The sequence below is a fragment of the Inmirania thermothiophila genome, assembly GCF_003751635.1.
GTDB classification, from domain to species: Bacteria; Pseudomonadota; Gammaproteobacteria; order DSM-100275; family DSM-100275; genus Inmirania; species Inmirania thermothiophila.
The window spans coordinates 574051-588493 of record NZ_RJVI01000001.1 but is presented as its reverse complement, the minus strand read 5'-3'; the positions used below and the strand labels follow the sequence as shown (position 1 = coordinate 588493).

Genomic DNA, 14443 nt, shown 5'->3' with positions numbered 1-14443 from the left:
GGCCGATACGGGAGAAGGACGTGAGCGTGCGCGGGAGCATTGCCTTCGCCGGGGTCAGCGATGCCGGTCGCGTGCGCGCCCACAACGAGGACAGCATCGGCATCGACGAGGGGCTCGGCATCGCGCTCCTCGCCGACGGCATGGGCGGGCACAACGCCGGCGAGGTGGCGAGCGCCCTCGCCGTGGAGGTGGTGATGCGGGAGCTGCGCCGCCGCCTGCCGCACCCGGAGGGCGGCGGCGACTGGGCGGGCTTCGCGCCCGCGACGCGGGTGCTCGCGGAGGCGGTGCACAAGGCCAATGCCGCCATCCACGAGGCGGCCGCCGCGCGCCCGCAGTGCCGGGGCATGGGGACGACGCTGGTGGGGCTGCTCTTCCACGACGACCGCGCGAGCATCGCCCACGTGGGCGATTCCCGCGTCTACCGCCTGCGCGCGGGCGTCCTCGAGCAGCTCACCACCGACCACACGCTGGTGCAGGAACTCGTCGCCCGCGGCTTCTACACCCCCGAGGAGGCGGCCACGGCCCTCAACCGCAACGTCATCACCCGCGCCCTCGGGACCGAGCCGCAGGTGGCGGTGGACCTGCAGGAGGAGGCGGTGCGCCCGGGCGACCTCTTCCTGCTCTGCTCCGACGGGCTCAGCGACATGATGGACGATGGCGAGATCGCCGCCGAGCTCGCCCGCGCCGACAGCCCCCTGGAGGCGCGTGCCCGGCGGCTGGTGGCGCTCGCCAACGCCCACGGCGGCAGGGACAACATCTCCGTCATCCTGGCCGAGGTGCGCCGGCCCTTCCCGGCGCGGCGCAGCTGGTGGCGGCGACTGGTGACATGGTTCGACTGATCAGGGACACGACACCATGGGCAAGCTGGTTCTGAGCTTCCAGGGCAAGATCCTCGGCGAGTACCCCCTCGACCGCGAGCGGATCACCATCGGGCGGCACCCCGACAACGACATCCGCATCGAGAACCTCGCCGTCAGCGGCCATCACGCCGCCGTGCTCACCATCCTCAACGACGCCTTCATCGAGGATCTCGACAGCACCAACGGCACGCTCGTCAACGGCCGCCCGATCAAGAAGCACGCCCTGCGCAACGGCGACGTGATCACCATCGGCAAGCACGAGCTGCGCTACGTGGCCGACCCCGCAGCGGCCGAGGACTTGGAGAAGACGGTGGTCATCCGCCCCCAGGCCGCCGCCGCGCTGGGGGCCGGCCCCGCGGCCGCGGCGACGCCGCCCCCGGCCAGGCTGCAGGTCCTCAACGGCCCCCACGCCGGGCGCGAACTCGCCCTCACCAAGGCCCTCACCACCATCGGGCGGCCGGGGGTGCAGGTGGCGGCCATCAGCCGCCGCCCCCAGGGCTACTACATCGTCCACGTGGACGGCGCCGACGGCCGCTACCCGGTGGTCAACGGCACCTCCATCGGCCCCCAGGCCCGCCGCCTGGAGGACGGCGACACCATCGAGATCGCCGGCACCAAGATGGGCTTCTTCCTCGGCGGCGCCGACTGAGCCCGGCTCAGCCGGCGGCGGCCACCGCGCCGCCGGCGGCCGCCGCCGGGACCCGCTCCATCAGGTAGCAGAGGCAGTCCTGGCGCACCACCTCCGTATCGAGGGTCAGCATCGAGGGCATCAGCGGGACCCGCGTCCGCAGCGCCCCGTCGGTGACCTCGAAGTAGCGGCGGGCGACGTCGCGGCCGGCCTCGTCGTGGACCTCCAGGCAGCGCGCCCCGCAGCCCTCCACCCAGCCCAGCACGGTCCCGGGCGGCAGCTCGCGGAAGTTGAGGCGGTCGAGGTCGGGGGCGAGCCGCAGCCCCGGGCCGCCCCGGCCCAGACCGAGCGGCACGCCCTCGGCGACCCGCACCACGGCGACGGTGTGGAAGAGATCGATGTCGTGGCCCGGCACCGGATGCGCCGGCAGGTGGTCCATGCGCAGGCAGGCCTCCAGGAACGCGCAGGCATGGGCGGCGCCGCGGGCCTCCCCCACGCGGCCGCACTCCAGGGTCACCGACGGACACAGCGGGGCGAAGGCCGCCGACTGCACCCCGCGCGGGCGCAGGAACCACACCACCGTGCGCGAGAACAGCACCGCGAGGTGGAGGAAGGCGGGCTCGAGGCGGTTGACGCAGGCGTAGTGGGGGTTGAGCCCGGTGTTGTTGTGCAGGTCGACGCTGGCGAAGACGCCCCGCTCGCGCATCCGCGCCACCACCTCCGCCATCATCGCGTGCTCGGGGGCGGGCGGCAGCTCGCTGCCGGGCCAGACGCGGTTGTAGTCGGGCTGTCCGGGCAGGCGCCGCACGCCGGCGCGCGCCGCCTCGACGTTGCCCACGAAGAGGGTCAGCGCCCGCGGCAGCTCCCGCCCCGCCGCCAGCAGCCGCTGCACCGCCTCCAGACCCACCGGCTCGTTGCCGTGCAGCAGCAGCGAGACGAAGAGCGGCGGCTCGCGGCGCCCGCGCAGGTGGATCAGCGCAGGGCCCGGCAGGACGCGGTGCAGCGTCCGCGCGTCGGCGGCGAGAAACCCCTCCGGAAGCCCCTCCAGCACCCGCAGCATCAGACCTCCCACTCGCACACCGGCGCCCCCCCGTCCTGGCGGGCGAGGTAGGCCTCGGTCAGGCGCACCATGTCGGCACCGTGGCGTGCCACCCATGCGCGCTGCCAGTCGGCGCCGGTGCGCCGCCGTTGCAGCCGCGCCTCCACCACCGCGAGATGGGCCGCGGCATCGGCGCCGTCGAGGCCGAGCCGCGCAAGCCCCTCGTGGGCGAGCGGCAGCAGCTCCTCGAGCCACAGCGCCCGCGCCTCGCGCTCGCGCCCGTCGAGCCAGCGCAGGCGCGCCGCGAGCCCGTGCCGCGCTGCAGCATACAGGTTCGCACGCGCGGCCGCGAACGGCAGCCGCCTCGCCAGCTCCGGCCCCAGTGCCGCCAGGCGGTGGGCGAGGCCGAAGAAGAGCGCGGCGTTGGCCACCGCGTCGGCCACCGTCGGCCCCGCCGGAACCACCCGGTGCTCGACCCGCAGCCGCAGCCGCCCGTCCGCGTCGAAGCCCACGAGGGGGCGGTTCCAGCGCCAGATGGTGCCGTTGTGCAGGCGCAGGTGCGCGAACCGCTCGGGCGGCGCGTCGAAGAGGATGGGCAGCAGCACCGGGTAGCGCAGGTTCTCCTGGAACAGCCCCTCCAGCCCCCCCTCGAGGTAGCCGGCGCCGAGGGTGACCCGGTCGGGCGAGCCCGGCCCGCCCACCGCCACCGCCTGCTCGAAGAGCGGGATGCGGGTCTCGGCCCAGAGCTCGCGGCCGAAGAGGAAGGGGGCGTTGGCGCAGGCGGCCACCATCGGCCCCGAGGCGGCGACGGCGGCGTTGTAGAGGTCGCCCGCCCGCGCCGCCTCCACCTGGAGGTGGATCTGGAAGGAGGTGGAGGCCGCCTCCAGCATGAGGTCCGAACGGGCGCAGCGCAGCCGCTCGCGCCCGCCGATCTCCACCACCACCGGCCGCCCGCGGCGCAGACGCATGACCTCCGCGTTGAGGGCGCGGTAGCGGCGCAGCGGCGACATCGCCTGCGGCCCGAAGTCGTCGGGGCGTGCGCTCGGCAGGGTCCCGATCATGGCCAGGCGCGCCCCGAGCTCGCGCGCCGCCTCCGCGGCGGCGCGCCAGGTCTTGTCGAGATCGCGGGCGATGGCGCTGAGGGCCCGCCCGCGCAGCGGCCTCGCCTCGCCGTTGAGCTCGAGGTTGAAGCGGGCGAGCTCCGGACACAGCGGCAGCCCGCGGGCACGCGCGAGCAGCGCCTCGTTGACCGGCGCCGGCCGCCCCGCGGCATCCACCAGCCAGGCCTCGAGCTCCCAGCCCCCCACCGCCGCCGCCTCGCCGCCGAGCCCCGCGCGGCAGCGCGCCACCAACAGCGCCGTCTCCTCGGCGAGGCGGGCGCGGAAGGCCTCGCGGTCGGCCTCGGTAAAGACCTCGCGCCCGATCTCCTCACCCATGGGCGCCCTCCAGCGCCGCGGCGAGGCGCCGCGCCTCGGCGAGCCGCTCGGGGGTGCCGACGTCGAGCCAGCATCCCCGGTGGAGCACCCCGCTCACGCGGCCGGCGGCCGCCGCCTCGCGCAGCAGCGGCCCCAGCGGCCGCGGCCCCGGCGCGCACCCGGCGAAGAGCGCGGCGCGATAGAGCCCGATCCCGGCGAAGGTCCGGCGCGGTCCCGGGCCGCCGACGCGGCCCTGCGCGTCGATGGCGAAGTCGCCGGCGGGGTGGTGGGCGGGATTGGGCACCAGCACCAGGTGGGCGTCGGCCCACGCCGGGATGCGCAGCCGCCCGGGGTCGAGATCGGTGTAGACGTCGGCGTTGAGGACGAGGAAGGGCCCCCGGCCCAGCCACGCCAGCGCGTTCACCACCGCCCCCGCGGTCTCGAGCACCGGCGCCTCCGGGAAGTAGGTGATGCGCACGCCGTGGCGGCGCCCGTCGCCGAGGCGGGCGCGGATCCGCTCCCCCAGGTGGCCGAGGTTGACCGCCACCTCGCGGATCCCGGCCGCGGCCAGCCGCACCAGGTGATGCTCGATGAGGGCGCGCCCGCCCACCTCGAGCAGGGCCTTGGGGGTGCGGTCGGTGAGGGGGCGCAGGCGCTCGCCGCGCCCGGCGGCGAGGATCAGGGCGCGCACGGGGCCGCCTCCGCACCGAGGTCCGCAAGCAGCCTGCCGAGGGGCCGCAGCTCGCCGTAGGCCTCGCACACCGCCGTCACGTAGCCCAGGGTGCGGGGGATGTCGGCGAGATAGCCGGGCTTGCCGTCGCGGTGGTAGAGGCGGGCGAAGATGCCCGCCGCCTTGAGGTGGCGCTGCACCCCCATCCAGTCGAACCAGCGCAGGAAGCGGGCCTCGCCCACGTCGGGCAGCAGCCCCAGGGCGCGCGCCTCCGCCCGCCACGCCAGGGCCCAGCCCCGCACCCGCGCCGGCGGCCAGGCGATGTAGCAGTCGCGCAGCAGCGAGACCAAGTCGTAGGTGGCAGGCCCCAGCACCGCGTCCTGGAAGTCCAGCACACCGGGCCCGCCCTCCGGCAGCCGCATCAGGTTGCGGGCGTGGTAGTCGCGGTGGACGAAGAGGCGCGGCTGCGCCAGCGCCTCGGCCACCAGCCGCCGCCAGGCGCTCTCCAGCACCCGCCGCGCCGCCGCGCCCAGGCGCGCGCCCAGGTGGCGTCCAAGATACCAGCGCGGGAAGAGATCCAGCTCCGCCCGCAGCAGCGCCTCGTCGTAGGGCGGCAGCGTCGCCGCCCACGGCCGCGCCCCCGCCTGCATGCGCAGCAGCGTCTCCAGCGCCGCCCCGTAGAGGGCGTCGGCGTCGCCCTCGCGCAGGGCCTCGAGGTAGCAGGTGTCGCCGAGGTCGGTGACGAGCAGGAAGCCCTCGGCCAGATCCGCCGCGAGGACCCGCGGCACCGCCACACCCAGCGCCGCGAGCCGCCCCGCCAGACGCACGAAGGGAGCGCTGTCCTCGCGCTCGGGCGGGGCGTCCACCGCCACCAGCCCGAGCCCGCCCAGGTGCAGCCGGAAGTAGCGGCGGAAGCTCGCATCCCCGGCCAGGGGCTCGAGGGGCGGCACCGCCGTGCCGAGGCGCGCCGCGAGCCACGCCCGCAGCCTCTCGGCGCGCTCCGCCGCCATCGCCTGCCCAGCGCCCATGGCGCGAGCATATCCGCCGCCGCGGCCGCCCGTCCACGCTGGGCCGCCGCCCCCCCTTGGGCTATCCTTGCGGGCCCATGCGCGCGCGCATCCTCCTCGCCCTCCTGCTCCTCGCCCACGCGGCGGCCGCGGCCGACCCCTGGGACCTGTGCCTGCCCATGGACTCCGGCCAAGCCCCGCGCCCGGAGCCCGCCGCCGGCGGCGGCACCCGCATCCGCGGCCGCGAGGTGGCGGGCGACGCCCATCGGCTGCGCGCCCGCGGCGAGGCCCGCATCGACACCCCGGCCCGGGTGGTGGAGGCCGAGACCCTGGACTACGACCGCGACACCGGGGTCGGCACCGCCGAGGAGGGGGTGCGGGTGAGCGACGGCGACACCGTGATCGAGGCCGAGCGGGCGCGCGTCGAGGACGACGGCGCCCGCGGCGAGCTCGAGGGCGTGCGCTACCGCATCCTCTCGCGCCACGCCCGCGGCGGCGCGGACCGGGTCTTCATGGAGGACCGCGACCGCTACCGGCTCCTCGGCTTCACCTACACCACCTGCGACCCGACGGCGGAGTTCTGGCGCCTCGAGGGGCCCGAGGTGCGCATCGACATGGCCCGCGGCAGCGGCACCGCCTACCACGCCAACCTGCGCATCCACGGCGTCCCCGTCTTCTATCTGCCCGTCTTCTCCTTCCCCGTGGACGACCGGCGCAAGACCGGCTTCCTGATCCCGCGCCTCGGCTCGAGCAGCGAGACCGGGAGCGAGCTCGCCGTCCCCTGGTACTGGAACATCGCGCCCCAGTACGACCTCACCCTGACGCCGCGGCTGACCTCGCGCCGCGGCGCCTTCCTCGGGGTGGAGGCGCGGCACCTGCAGCGCCACGGCGCCGGCACGCTGGAGGCCGACCTCGTGCCCGAGGACCGGCTCACGGGCGGGCGCCGCTGGCTCGCCCGCTGGCGCGAGAGCGGACGCCTCGGCGCCCGCTGGCTCTACGACCTCGACGCCGCCCGCGCCTCCGACACCGGCTATTTCGAGGACTTCGGCGAGACCCTGGCGGTGGCCAGCACGACCCATCTCGAGCAGCGGGCCGACCTCACCTACGCCGGTCCCCGCTGGCGCACCCGGCTGCGCCTGCAGGCCTTCCAGACCGTCGACGGCACCGTCGCCGAGACCGCCCGCCCCTACCGTCGCCTCCCGGCGCTGGAGGTGCTGCTGCGCAACCCGCCCCGGCTCGGCCCCTTGGAGCCCGGGCTGCGCCTGGAGGCGACCCGCTTCGAGCACGACGTCAAGGTGGAGGGGCGGCGCCTCGACCTCTTGGGCTCGCTGGCCTGGCCCCTGCGCCGCCCGTGGGGGTTCGTGGTGCCGAGGCTGTGGGCGCGGCACACCGCCTACGATCTGGCCGGACCCGTCACCGGGGAGGAGAACCCGAGCCGCTCGCTGCCCGGCTTCAGCCTCGACGCCGGGCTCGTCCTCGAGCGCCAGACCCCACGCTTCCTCCAGACCCTGGAGCCGCGCCTGTTCTACCTCCGGGTGCCCTACCGCGACCAGTCGGCGATCCCGGTCTTCGACAGCGCCCGCCTGGAGCTCACCTTCGCCGGGCTCTTCCGCGACAACCGCTTCAGCGGGGCCGACCGCGTCGGCGACGCCGACCAGCTCACGCTGGCCCTGACCTCGCGGCTGCTGGACGCCGACGGCGGCCGCGAGCGGCTCCGGGCCTCCGTGGGCCAGATCCTCCACTTCCGCGACCGGCGCGTGGTCCTGCCGGGCAAGGCACCGGAGACGGCGGCGCGCTCGGCGCTGGTGGGCGAGCTCACGGCAGCCCTGGCAGGCGGCTGGCGGGTCCTCGCCGACGCCCGCTACGACACCGAGACCCCGCGCACCGAGGAGGCCAACGTGCGCCTGCAGTACCGGCCCGACGAGCGCCACATCCTCAACCTCGCCTACCGCTTCGAGGCCGAGGCCTCGCGCCAGAGCGACCTCTCCTTCCGCTGGCCCCTCGGCCGGCGCTGGTACACGGTGGGGCGCTGGAACCGCGACCTCGACGCGCGCCAGGACCTCGAGACCTTCCTCGGCCTCGAGTACGAGAGCTGCTGCTGGATGCTGCGCGTGGTGGGCCGCCGCTTCGTCAACGACACCGAGGGCGACACCAACACCAGCTTCTACCTCCAGCTGGTGCTGAAGGGCCTGGCCCGGGTCGGCAACCGCCTCGAGGACATCCTCGGGCGTGGTATCCTTGGCTACCCCGACGGACCCTGAGACCCCATGCGCAAGGCCCTCCTGCTCCTGCTCGCCGCGTGGCTGGCGCTGCCCGCCCTCGCGCCGGCGGCCGAGCCGCTCGACCGCATCGTCGCGGTGGTCAACGACGACGTCATCACCGCCACCGAGCTCGCCGCCCGCATCGACCTCGTGCGGCGCCAGCTCGAGGCCGACGGCACCCCGATCCCGCCGCGCGACGAGCTCGCCCGGCAGGTGCTCGAGCGCGAGATCCTCGACCGCATCCAGCTCCAGGCCGCGGCGGCCGCGGGCATCCAGGTGGACGACACCACCGTCGACCAGGCGCTTCGCAACCTCGCCCGCGACAACGGCCTCGGCCTCGACCGCTTCCGCGAGCTCATCGAGTCCCAGGGCTACCCCTACGCCCGCTTCCGCGAGGACCTGCGCCGCCAGATCACCATCGGGCGGCTGCGCCAGCGCGCCGTCTTCTCCCGCATCCAGGTGCAGGAGCACGAGATCCGGCGCTTCCTCGAGCGGGAGGATCCCCTCGCCGCAGACCGCGAGTACCGGCTCGGGCACATCCTGGTCGCCCTCCCCGAGGGGGCCACGCCGGAGCGCATCGAGGCCGCGCGGCGCCGCGCCGAGGCGATCCTCGAGCGCCTGCGCGCCGGCGCCGACTTCGCCCGGACCGCGGTCGCCGAGTCCGACGGCCAGCAGGCCCTCGCCGGCGGCGACCTCGGCTGGCGCAAGCCGGGCCAGCTCCCCACCCCCTTCGTCGAGGAGGTGCGGCGGATGCGCCCCGGCGAGATCGCCGGTCCCATCCGCACCGCCAGCGGCTTCCACATCATCAAGCTGCTGGAGGTGCGCGGCGGCGAGGCCCGCCGGCGCGTCACCCAGACCCACGCCCGCCACATCCTCGTGCGCACCAGCGCCGTGGTGGACGACACCGAGGCCCGCCGCCGCCTCCTGCTGCTGCGGGCGCGCGCCCTCGCGGGCGAGGACTTCGCCGCCCTCGCCCGGGCCCACTCGGAGGATCCGGTCTCGGCCGCCGAGGGCGGCGACCTGGGCTGGGTCGGCCCGGGGGACGTGGTGCCGGAGTTCGAGAAGGCGATGGCGGCGCTCGCGCCGGGCGAGATCAGCGAGCCCTTCCGCACCCGCTTCGGCTGGCACATCGTGCAGGTGCTGGGGCGGCGCAGCCACGACAACACCGAGGAGGCGCGTCGCGAGGAGGCCGTGCGCCAGATCCGCCGCCGCAAGAGCGAGGAGGAGCTCGCCCTGTGGCTGCAGCGGCTGCGCGACGAGGCCCACGTCGAGGTGCGCCTCGGCTCCGGATGAGCCTGCGCCTCGCCGTCACCGCCGGCGAGCCCGCCGGGGTCGGACCGGAGCTCTGCCTGCGCCTTGCCGAGCGGGACTGGCCCTGGGAGCCGGTGGTGGTGGCCGACCGCGCCCTGCTCGAGGCCCGCGCCCGCGCCCTCGGCTGGGACGTGGCCCTGACGGAGGCGGACCTCGCAGCACCGCCGCGCCCGGCCCGCGCCGGCCGTCTCGCCGTCCTCCACGTCCCCGCCCCGGGCACCGCCACGCCCGGACGGCCCGACCCGGCCCTCGCCCCCTACGTGGTGGAGACGGTGCGGCGGGCGGTGCGCGGCTGCCTCGCCGGGCGCTTCGCCGCCCTCGTCACCGCCCCCGTGCACAAGGGCGTCATCAACGACGCCGGCATCCCCTTCAGCGGGCACACCGAGCTCGTCGCCGCCGAGTGCGGCGCGGCCCAGCCGGTGATGATGCTGGTGGCGCAGCGGCTGCGCGTCGCCCTCGTCACCACCCACCTGCCCCTGCGGGCGGTCCCCGAGGCCGTGCGCCGCGAGCGGGTGGAGGCGGTGCTGGCGGTCCTCGAGCACGACCTGCGCCACCGCTTCCGCATCCCGCGCCCGCGCATCCTGGTCTGCGGTCTCAACCCCCACGCCGGGGAGGGCGGCCACCTCGGGCGGGAGGAGATCGAGCACATCGCCCCGGCGGTGGCGAAGGCCCGCGCCGGCGGCGCCGACGTGATCGGCCCGCTGCCCGCCGACACCGCCTTCACCCCGGCCCGCCTCGCCGGCGCCGACGCGGTCCTCGCCATGTACCACGATCAGGGGCTGCCGGTGCTCAAGCACCGCGGCTTCGGTCGCGCCGTCAACGTCACCCTCGGCCTGCCCATCGTGCGCACCTCGGTGGACCACGGCACGGCCCTGGAGCTCGCCGGCACCGGGCGCGCCGACCCCGGCAGCCTGCACGAGGCGCTGCGTCTCGCCGCCACCCTCGCCGGCGCGCCATGACCCGGCCCAAGCGCCGCCTCGGGCAGCACTTCCTCCACGATCCGGCGGTCATCGAGCGCATCGTCGCCGCCGCCGACCCGCGCCCGGGCGACGCCGTGGTGGAGATCGGCCCCGGCCTCGGCGCCCTCACGGTGCCGCTGCTGCGCCGCCTCGGCCGCCTCGACGTGGTGGAGCTCGACCGCGAGCTGCTGCCCGCGCTCGCCGCCCGCTGCGAGGGCCTCGGCGAGCTGCGCATCCACGCCATGGATGCGCTCGCGCTGGAGCTCGCGGCCCTCGGCCCCGGCCCCTTCCTGGTGGTGGGGAACCTGCCCTACAACGTCTCGACCCCGCTCCTGTTCCGCCTCCTCGGGCAGCTGCGGCACGTGCGCGCCATGTGCCTCATGCTCCAGCACGAGGTGGTGGCGCGCATGGCGGCCGCGCCGGGCGGGCGCGACTACGGCCGGCTCTCGGTGGCGGTGCAGGCGCGCTGCGCGGTGCGCCCGCTCTTCCGCGTCGGCCCGGGCGCGTTCCGCCCGCCGCCGCGGGTGTGGTCGACGGTGGTGCGCCTCGAGCCGCTGGCGGCGCCCGCGGTGGCGCCGGCGCTCGACGGCGCCTTCGACCGGGTCCTGCGCGCCGCCTTCGGGCAGCGGCGCAAGACCCTGCGCAACGCCCTCGCCGGGGTCCTCGCCGAGGAGGCCATCACCGCCGCCGGGATCGACCCCCGGCGGCGGCCGGAGACCCTCACGGTGGAGGAGTTCGCGCGCCTCGCCCGTCAGGCGGCGGTGTAGACGCCGCGGCGCGGCGTCAGCACGCGGCCGCGCTTCTTGAGGTAGCTGAGGGTCTGGCCGAGGTTCTTGGTGGCGATGCCCTCGGACTCGAGGCGCGTGCGCAGGGTGGCGGTGTCGATGGGCCCGTCGGCGGCGATGATCTCCAGGGCGCGGGCCGAGAGCACGCCGCCGCGGCGGCTCGACCCCGCCGCCTCGCCCCCGGTGCGGCGGCGGCGGCCGCGCATCCCCGCCGCCCCCTCGAGCCTGCGGATCTCGCGGTCGATGGCGGCGATCTCCTGGCGCATGCGGTTCTGAATCTCGCGCCGCTTCGCCCGCAGCTCCTCGACCTGGCGCCGCATCGCCTCCTGCTCGCGCCGCTTCTCCTCCTCCTCCTTGCGGCGGGCGAGTTCATACAGCTCGGCGGCGCTCATCTCCTCGATCGACTTCATGTCTTCCACCCCCTGAATTCACAACGTGAACGGCAAGACAAGGCGCCATGATTATTGGCCAGGGCGACCGCGCTTTCAAGCAAAGTATGAATTCAGGCGGTGCGCCGCGGATCCGAATTCGGCATCCGCGGGCCGCCGCGCGGTTGTGAACTCGCGCCGGGGATCAGGCCGCGGCGCGCACCGCCTCGCAGACGCGCGCGATGCGCGCCTCGTCCATGTCGGGGTAGATGGGCAGGGAGAGGGTCTCGCGGCAGGCCTGATCGGTGACCGGCAGGTCGCCCTCGCGGTAGCCGAGGTCGCGATAGACCGCCTGCCGGTGCAGACCCAGAGGATAGCACTGGGAGGTGGGGATGCCGGCGGCGGCGAGGCCGCTGCGCAGGGCGTCGCGGCGCGGGCTGCGCACGGTGTAGAGATTGAAGACGTGGCGGCCCTCCGCGGGCTGCCCCGGCGTGACCAGGTCGCAGCCGGCAAGCCCCTCATCATAGGCCGCGGCGACCCGCCGCCTGCCCGCGATCAGGTCCTCGATGCGCGCGAGCTTGAGCCTGAGCAGCGCGGCCTGCACCTCGTCGAGGCGGCTGTTGCAGCCGAGGGTGTCGTGCATGAAGGGCGCGGTGGCGCCGTGGTTGCGCAGATGGCGCACCCGCTCGGCCACCTCGGCGCGCTGCGTGAAGACCATGCCGCCGTCGCCGTAGCAGCCGAGCACCTTGGTGGGGTAGAAGCTCACCGCGGCGGCATCGCCGAAGCTGCCCACGCGCCGCCCCCGCCACTCGGCGCCGAAGGCCTGGGCGCAGTCCTCCACCAGCGCCAGCCCGTGGCGGCGGGCAAGCTCCGTGAACGCCCCCATGTCCGCGGGGTGGCCGAAGATGTGGACCACGAGGATGGCGGCGGTGCGCGGCCCGATGCGCTCGGCCACGCTCGCCGGATCCAGGTTGAAGCTCGCCGGGTCGATGTCGGCGAAGACCGGCGTCGCCCCCACCAGGGAGACGGCCTCGGCGGTGGCGAAGAAGGTGAAGGGGGTGGTGATCACCTCGTCGCCGGGGCCGATCCCCAGCGCGCGAAGGGCGAGCACGAGGGCGTCGGTGCCGTTGGCCACGCCCACGGCGTGCGCGGCCCCGACGTAGGCCGCGGCCTCGGCCTCCAAGGCCTCGACGTTGGGGCCGAGGATGAAGCGCCCGCCGGCGCCGATCTCCCGCAGGGCCTGGAACCAGGCGGGGGCGAGGGCCTCGAACTCCGGCCCCAGGTCGAGAAAGGGCACCGCAGGCCCGGTCGTGCTCATGAGCCGATCCTCTCGCGTACCTCGATGGCGACGCGCAGGGCCTCGAGGCCGGCACGGCCGTCCACCAGCGGCCGGCCGCCCTCGCGCACCACGCGCAGGAAGTCCTCCAGCTCCGCATCCAGGGGCGGGCGCGGCGCCACCTCGATGCGCTCGTGGCGGATCTCGGGCCAGCCGCCCCCGGCCCGGGCCGGCCCCGTGCGCACGCTGTCGATCTGCTGGTCGATGAAGTCCAGGGCGTCGTAGCCGTGCTCGGAGAAGACGCGGATGCGGCGCAGCCGCTTGGTGGAGACGCGGCTGGCGGTGACGTTGGCGACCGTGCCGTTGACGAACTCGAGCCGGGCGTTGGCGATGTCCACGTGCCCGGTGATGACCGGCGAGCCCACCGCCGAGACCGAGGCGATCTCCTCCCCCACCAGGGACAGGATGATGTCGATGTCGTGGATCATGAGGTCGGTGACCACGTCCACGTCGGTGGCACGGCCGACGAACTCGCCGATGCGGTGGACCTCGATGAAGCGCGGGCGCGCGATGCGCTCGGCGAGCGCCATGACGCCGGCGTTGTAGCGCTCGAGGTGCCCGATCTGCAGGATCGCGCCGCCGCGCTCGGCGGCCTCGATCACCGCCTCGGCCTCGGCCAGGGTCGCCGCGATGGGCTTCTCCAGCAGCATGTGCACGCCCCGCTCGAGGAAGGGGCGGGCCACCTCCAGATGGGCCACGGTGGGGACGACGACGCTCACCGCGTCCACCCGCCCGAGCAGCTCCGAGCCATCGGCGAAGGCCTCGCAGCCGCACTCGGCGGCCACCGCGCGGGCGCGCGCGGGATCGAGGTCGGCCACCCCCACCAGGCGCACCTGCGGCATGCGCGCGTAGATGCGCGCGTGGATGCTGCCGAGGTAGCCGACCCCGACGACGCCGACGCGGATGGGATCATGCACGGAAGCCCGCCTCCCGCCACGCGCCCCGCCCGCAGAGGTGACAGCGCGCGGCCTCTGGATCAGAATCCATGTTGCGGACGGAGCCGGGCATTACACCACAACCGCGGGTCCGTCCCCAAGCGGAGGAGCGCGAGATGGAGACCTACCGTCACATCCTGCTGGCCGTCGACCTCACCGACGAGGGCCGGCGCGTGGCCGAGCGCGCGGCCGCCATCGCCCGGCACTGCGGGGCGCGGCTGACCCTGCTCCACGTCGTCGAGCACGTGCCGCTGGACCTCTCCAACGACCTCGTCCTCGCCCAGCCGGTGGAGCTCGACGAGGAGCTCATGCGGGAGGCCGAGGCGCGGCTTGCCGAACTCGCCGAGTCGCTCGGCCTCGCCGACGCCGAGCGCCGCATCGAGCTCGGCTCCACCAAGAGCGAGATCGTGCGCGCGGCGCGCGAGAGCGGCGCCGACCTCATCGTCGTCGGCGCCCACGAGCGGCACGGGCTCGCCCTGCTGCTGGGCTCCACCGCCGACGCCGTGCTCCACGGCGCCCCCTGCGACGTGCTCGCGGTGCGGGTGCCCCGCTGAGCCGCCGCTCAGCGCGCGCGCCAGTCGGGATCGAGCCAGCAGCGCGGCAGGTCCTCCCCCGACGGGAAGGCCAGTTCCGCCTTCGGAAACACCGCCGGCTCCTGCAGCTCCTCGCCGGCGTGGAAGCGGCCCACCACACGGTCGCGGCAGGGATCGGCGAGGGCCGTCACCTCCAGGATCTCCACCAGGTCTCCGCTGGGGCGGTGCTTGAGATACATCGTCTCCCCTCCTTTCCGGTCGTGGGTGGGGCGCACCCGGCCACGCCCCTCCTCCTATACTAGGACCGTTTCGCGGCCGCGGCAGCGGCGCCCGGCC

Annotated in this window: 15 protein-coding genes; 7 read left to right on the top strand and 8 right to left on the bottom strand. The window is 75.4% G+C overall.

Annotated features, from left to right (window positions below; translation table 11 throughout):
- Positions 1 to 26: 26 nt before the first annotated feature.
- Both EDC57_RS02870 and EDC57_RS02865 read left to right on the top strand, forming a co-directional pair.
- The gene (locus tag EDC57_RS02870) at positions 27 to 839 is read left to right on the top strand and encodes a Stp1/IreP family PP2C-type Ser/Thr phosphatase (RefSeq protein ID WP_245995109.1); all 813 of its coding nucleotides are present in this window, start codon (positions 27 to 29) and stop codon (positions 837 to 839) included.
- Between the two features lie 16 nt (positions 840 to 855).
- A complete protein-coding gene (locus tag EDC57_RS02865) occupies positions 856 to 1509 on the top strand; it encodes an FHA domain-containing protein (RefSeq protein ID WP_123400052.1) in 654 nt (217 codons plus the stop codon).
- 7 nt (positions 1510 to 1516) lie between these two features.
- On the opposite strand, the gene EDC57_RS02860 is transcribed toward EDC57_RS02865, so the two are convergent.
- Genes EDC57_RS02860 through EDC57_RS02845 form a run of 4 tightly spaced genes read right to left on the bottom strand, consistent with a single transcriptional unit; the run spans position 1517 to position 5640 of the window.
- Positions 1517 to 2548, bottom strand: coding sequence for a M14 family metallopeptidase (locus EDC57_RS02860; RefSeq protein ID WP_123400050.1), 1032 nt, complete (start codon positions 2546 to 2548; stop codon positions 1517 to 1519).
- Positions 2548 to 3963 carry a glutamate-cysteine ligase family protein gene (locus EDC57_RS02855; RefSeq protein WP_123400048.1) on the bottom strand — a complete coding sequence of 472 codons (1416 nt, stop codon included), beginning with the start codon at positions 3961 to 3963 and terminating at the stop codon, positions 2548 to 2550. Before EDC57_RS02855 ends, EDC57_RS02860 begins: the two co-directional genes overlap by 1 nt.
- Positions 3956 to 4633, bottom strand: coding sequence for an N-acetylmuramate alpha-1-phosphate uridylyltransferase MurU (gene murU, locus EDC57_RS02850; protein ID WP_123400046.1), 678 nt, complete (start codon positions 4631 to 4633; stop codon positions 3956 to 3958). The genes EDC57_RS02855 and murU overlap by 8 nt, the downstream gene beginning before the upstream one ends.
- Positions 4621 to 5640 carry an aminoglycoside phosphotransferase family protein gene (locus EDC57_RS02845; protein ID WP_245995108.1) on the bottom strand — a complete coding sequence of 340 codons (1020 nt, stop codon included), beginning with the start codon at positions 5638 to 5640 and terminating at the stop codon, positions 4621 to 4623. The genes murU and EDC57_RS02845 overlap by 13 nt, the downstream gene beginning before the upstream one ends.
- A 77-nt stretch (positions 5641 to 5717) precedes the next feature.
- Between EDC57_RS02845 and EDC57_RS02840 the strand changes: the two genes are divergently transcribed.
- From EDC57_RS02840 to rsmA, 4 genes are read left to right on the top strand one after another with little or no spacing between them, the layout of a single operon-like run.
- Positions 5718 to 7880, top strand: coding sequence for an LPS-assembly protein LptD (locus EDC57_RS02840; protein WP_123400042.1), 2163 nt, complete (start codon positions 5718 to 5720; stop codon positions 7878 to 7880).
- A 6-nt stretch (positions 7881 to 7886) separates the two neighbouring features.
- A complete protein-coding gene (locus tag EDC57_RS02835; RefSeq protein WP_123400040.1) occupies positions 7887 to 9173 on the top strand; it encodes a peptidylprolyl isomerase in 1287 nt (428 codons plus the stop codon).
- Positions 9170 to 10150 (top strand): 4-hydroxythreonine-4-phosphate dehydrogenase PdxA, encoded by a 981-nt coding sequence (pdxA, locus tag EDC57_RS02830; RefSeq protein ID WP_123400038.1) that lies wholly within the window; start codon positions 9170 to 9172, stop codon positions 10148 to 10150. Before EDC57_RS02835 ends, pdxA begins: the two co-directional genes overlap by 4 nt.
- The gene (gene rsmA, locus EDC57_RS02825) at positions 10147 to 10917 is read left to right on the top strand and encodes a 16S rRNA (adenine(1518)-N(6)/adenine(1519)-N(6))-dimethyltransferase RsmA (RefSeq protein WP_123400036.1); all 771 of its coding nucleotides are present in this window, start codon (positions 10147 to 10149) and stop codon (positions 10915 to 10917) included. The genes pdxA and rsmA overlap by 4 nt, the downstream gene beginning before the upstream one ends.
- Here rsmA and EDC57_RS02820 read toward each other — a convergent pair.
- The 3 genes from EDC57_RS02820 to EDC57_RS02810 all read right to left on the bottom strand — a co-directional run bounded on the left by EDC57_RS02820 (position 10902) and on the right by EDC57_RS02810 (position 13556).
- On the bottom strand, positions 10902 to 11345 hold the full coding sequence (locus EDC57_RS02820; RefSeq protein ID WP_245995107.1) for a hypothetical protein: 444 nt from the start codon (positions 11343 to 11345) through the stop codon (positions 10902 to 10904). The genes rsmA and EDC57_RS02820 overlap by 16 nt on opposite strands.
- 163 nt (positions 11346 to 11508) lie before the next feature.
- Positions 11509 to 12621: a DegT/DnrJ/EryC1/StrS family aminotransferase gene (locus tag EDC57_RS02815; RefSeq protein ID WP_123400032.1), complete on the bottom strand. Its 1113-nt coding sequence runs from the start codon at positions 12619 to 12621 to the stop codon at positions 11509 to 11511.
- Positions 12618 to 13556, bottom strand: a complete 939-nt coding sequence (locus EDC57_RS02810) for a Gfo/Idh/MocA family protein (RefSeq protein WP_123400030.1) — start codon at positions 13554 to 13556, stop codon at positions 12618 to 12620. Before EDC57_RS02810 ends, EDC57_RS02815 begins: the two co-directional genes overlap by 4 nt.
- Before the next feature lie 134 nt (positions 13557 to 13690).
- Here EDC57_RS02810 and EDC57_RS02805 point away from each other — a divergent pair, with 134 nt between their 5' ends.
- Positions 13691 to 14128 (top strand): universal stress protein, encoded by a 438-nt coding sequence (locus EDC57_RS02805; protein WP_123400028.1) that lies wholly within the window; start codon positions 13691 to 13693, stop codon positions 14126 to 14128.
- 8 nt (positions 14129 to 14136) lie between these two features.
- On the opposite strand, the gene EDC57_RS02800 is transcribed toward EDC57_RS02805, so the two are convergent.
- Complete coding sequence (locus EDC57_RS02800) at positions 14137 to 14346, bottom strand: acetyltransferase (protein ID WP_123400026.1); 210 nt, start codon at positions 14344 to 14346, stop codon at positions 14137 to 14139.
- Positions 14347 to 14443 lie beyond the last annotated feature (97 nt).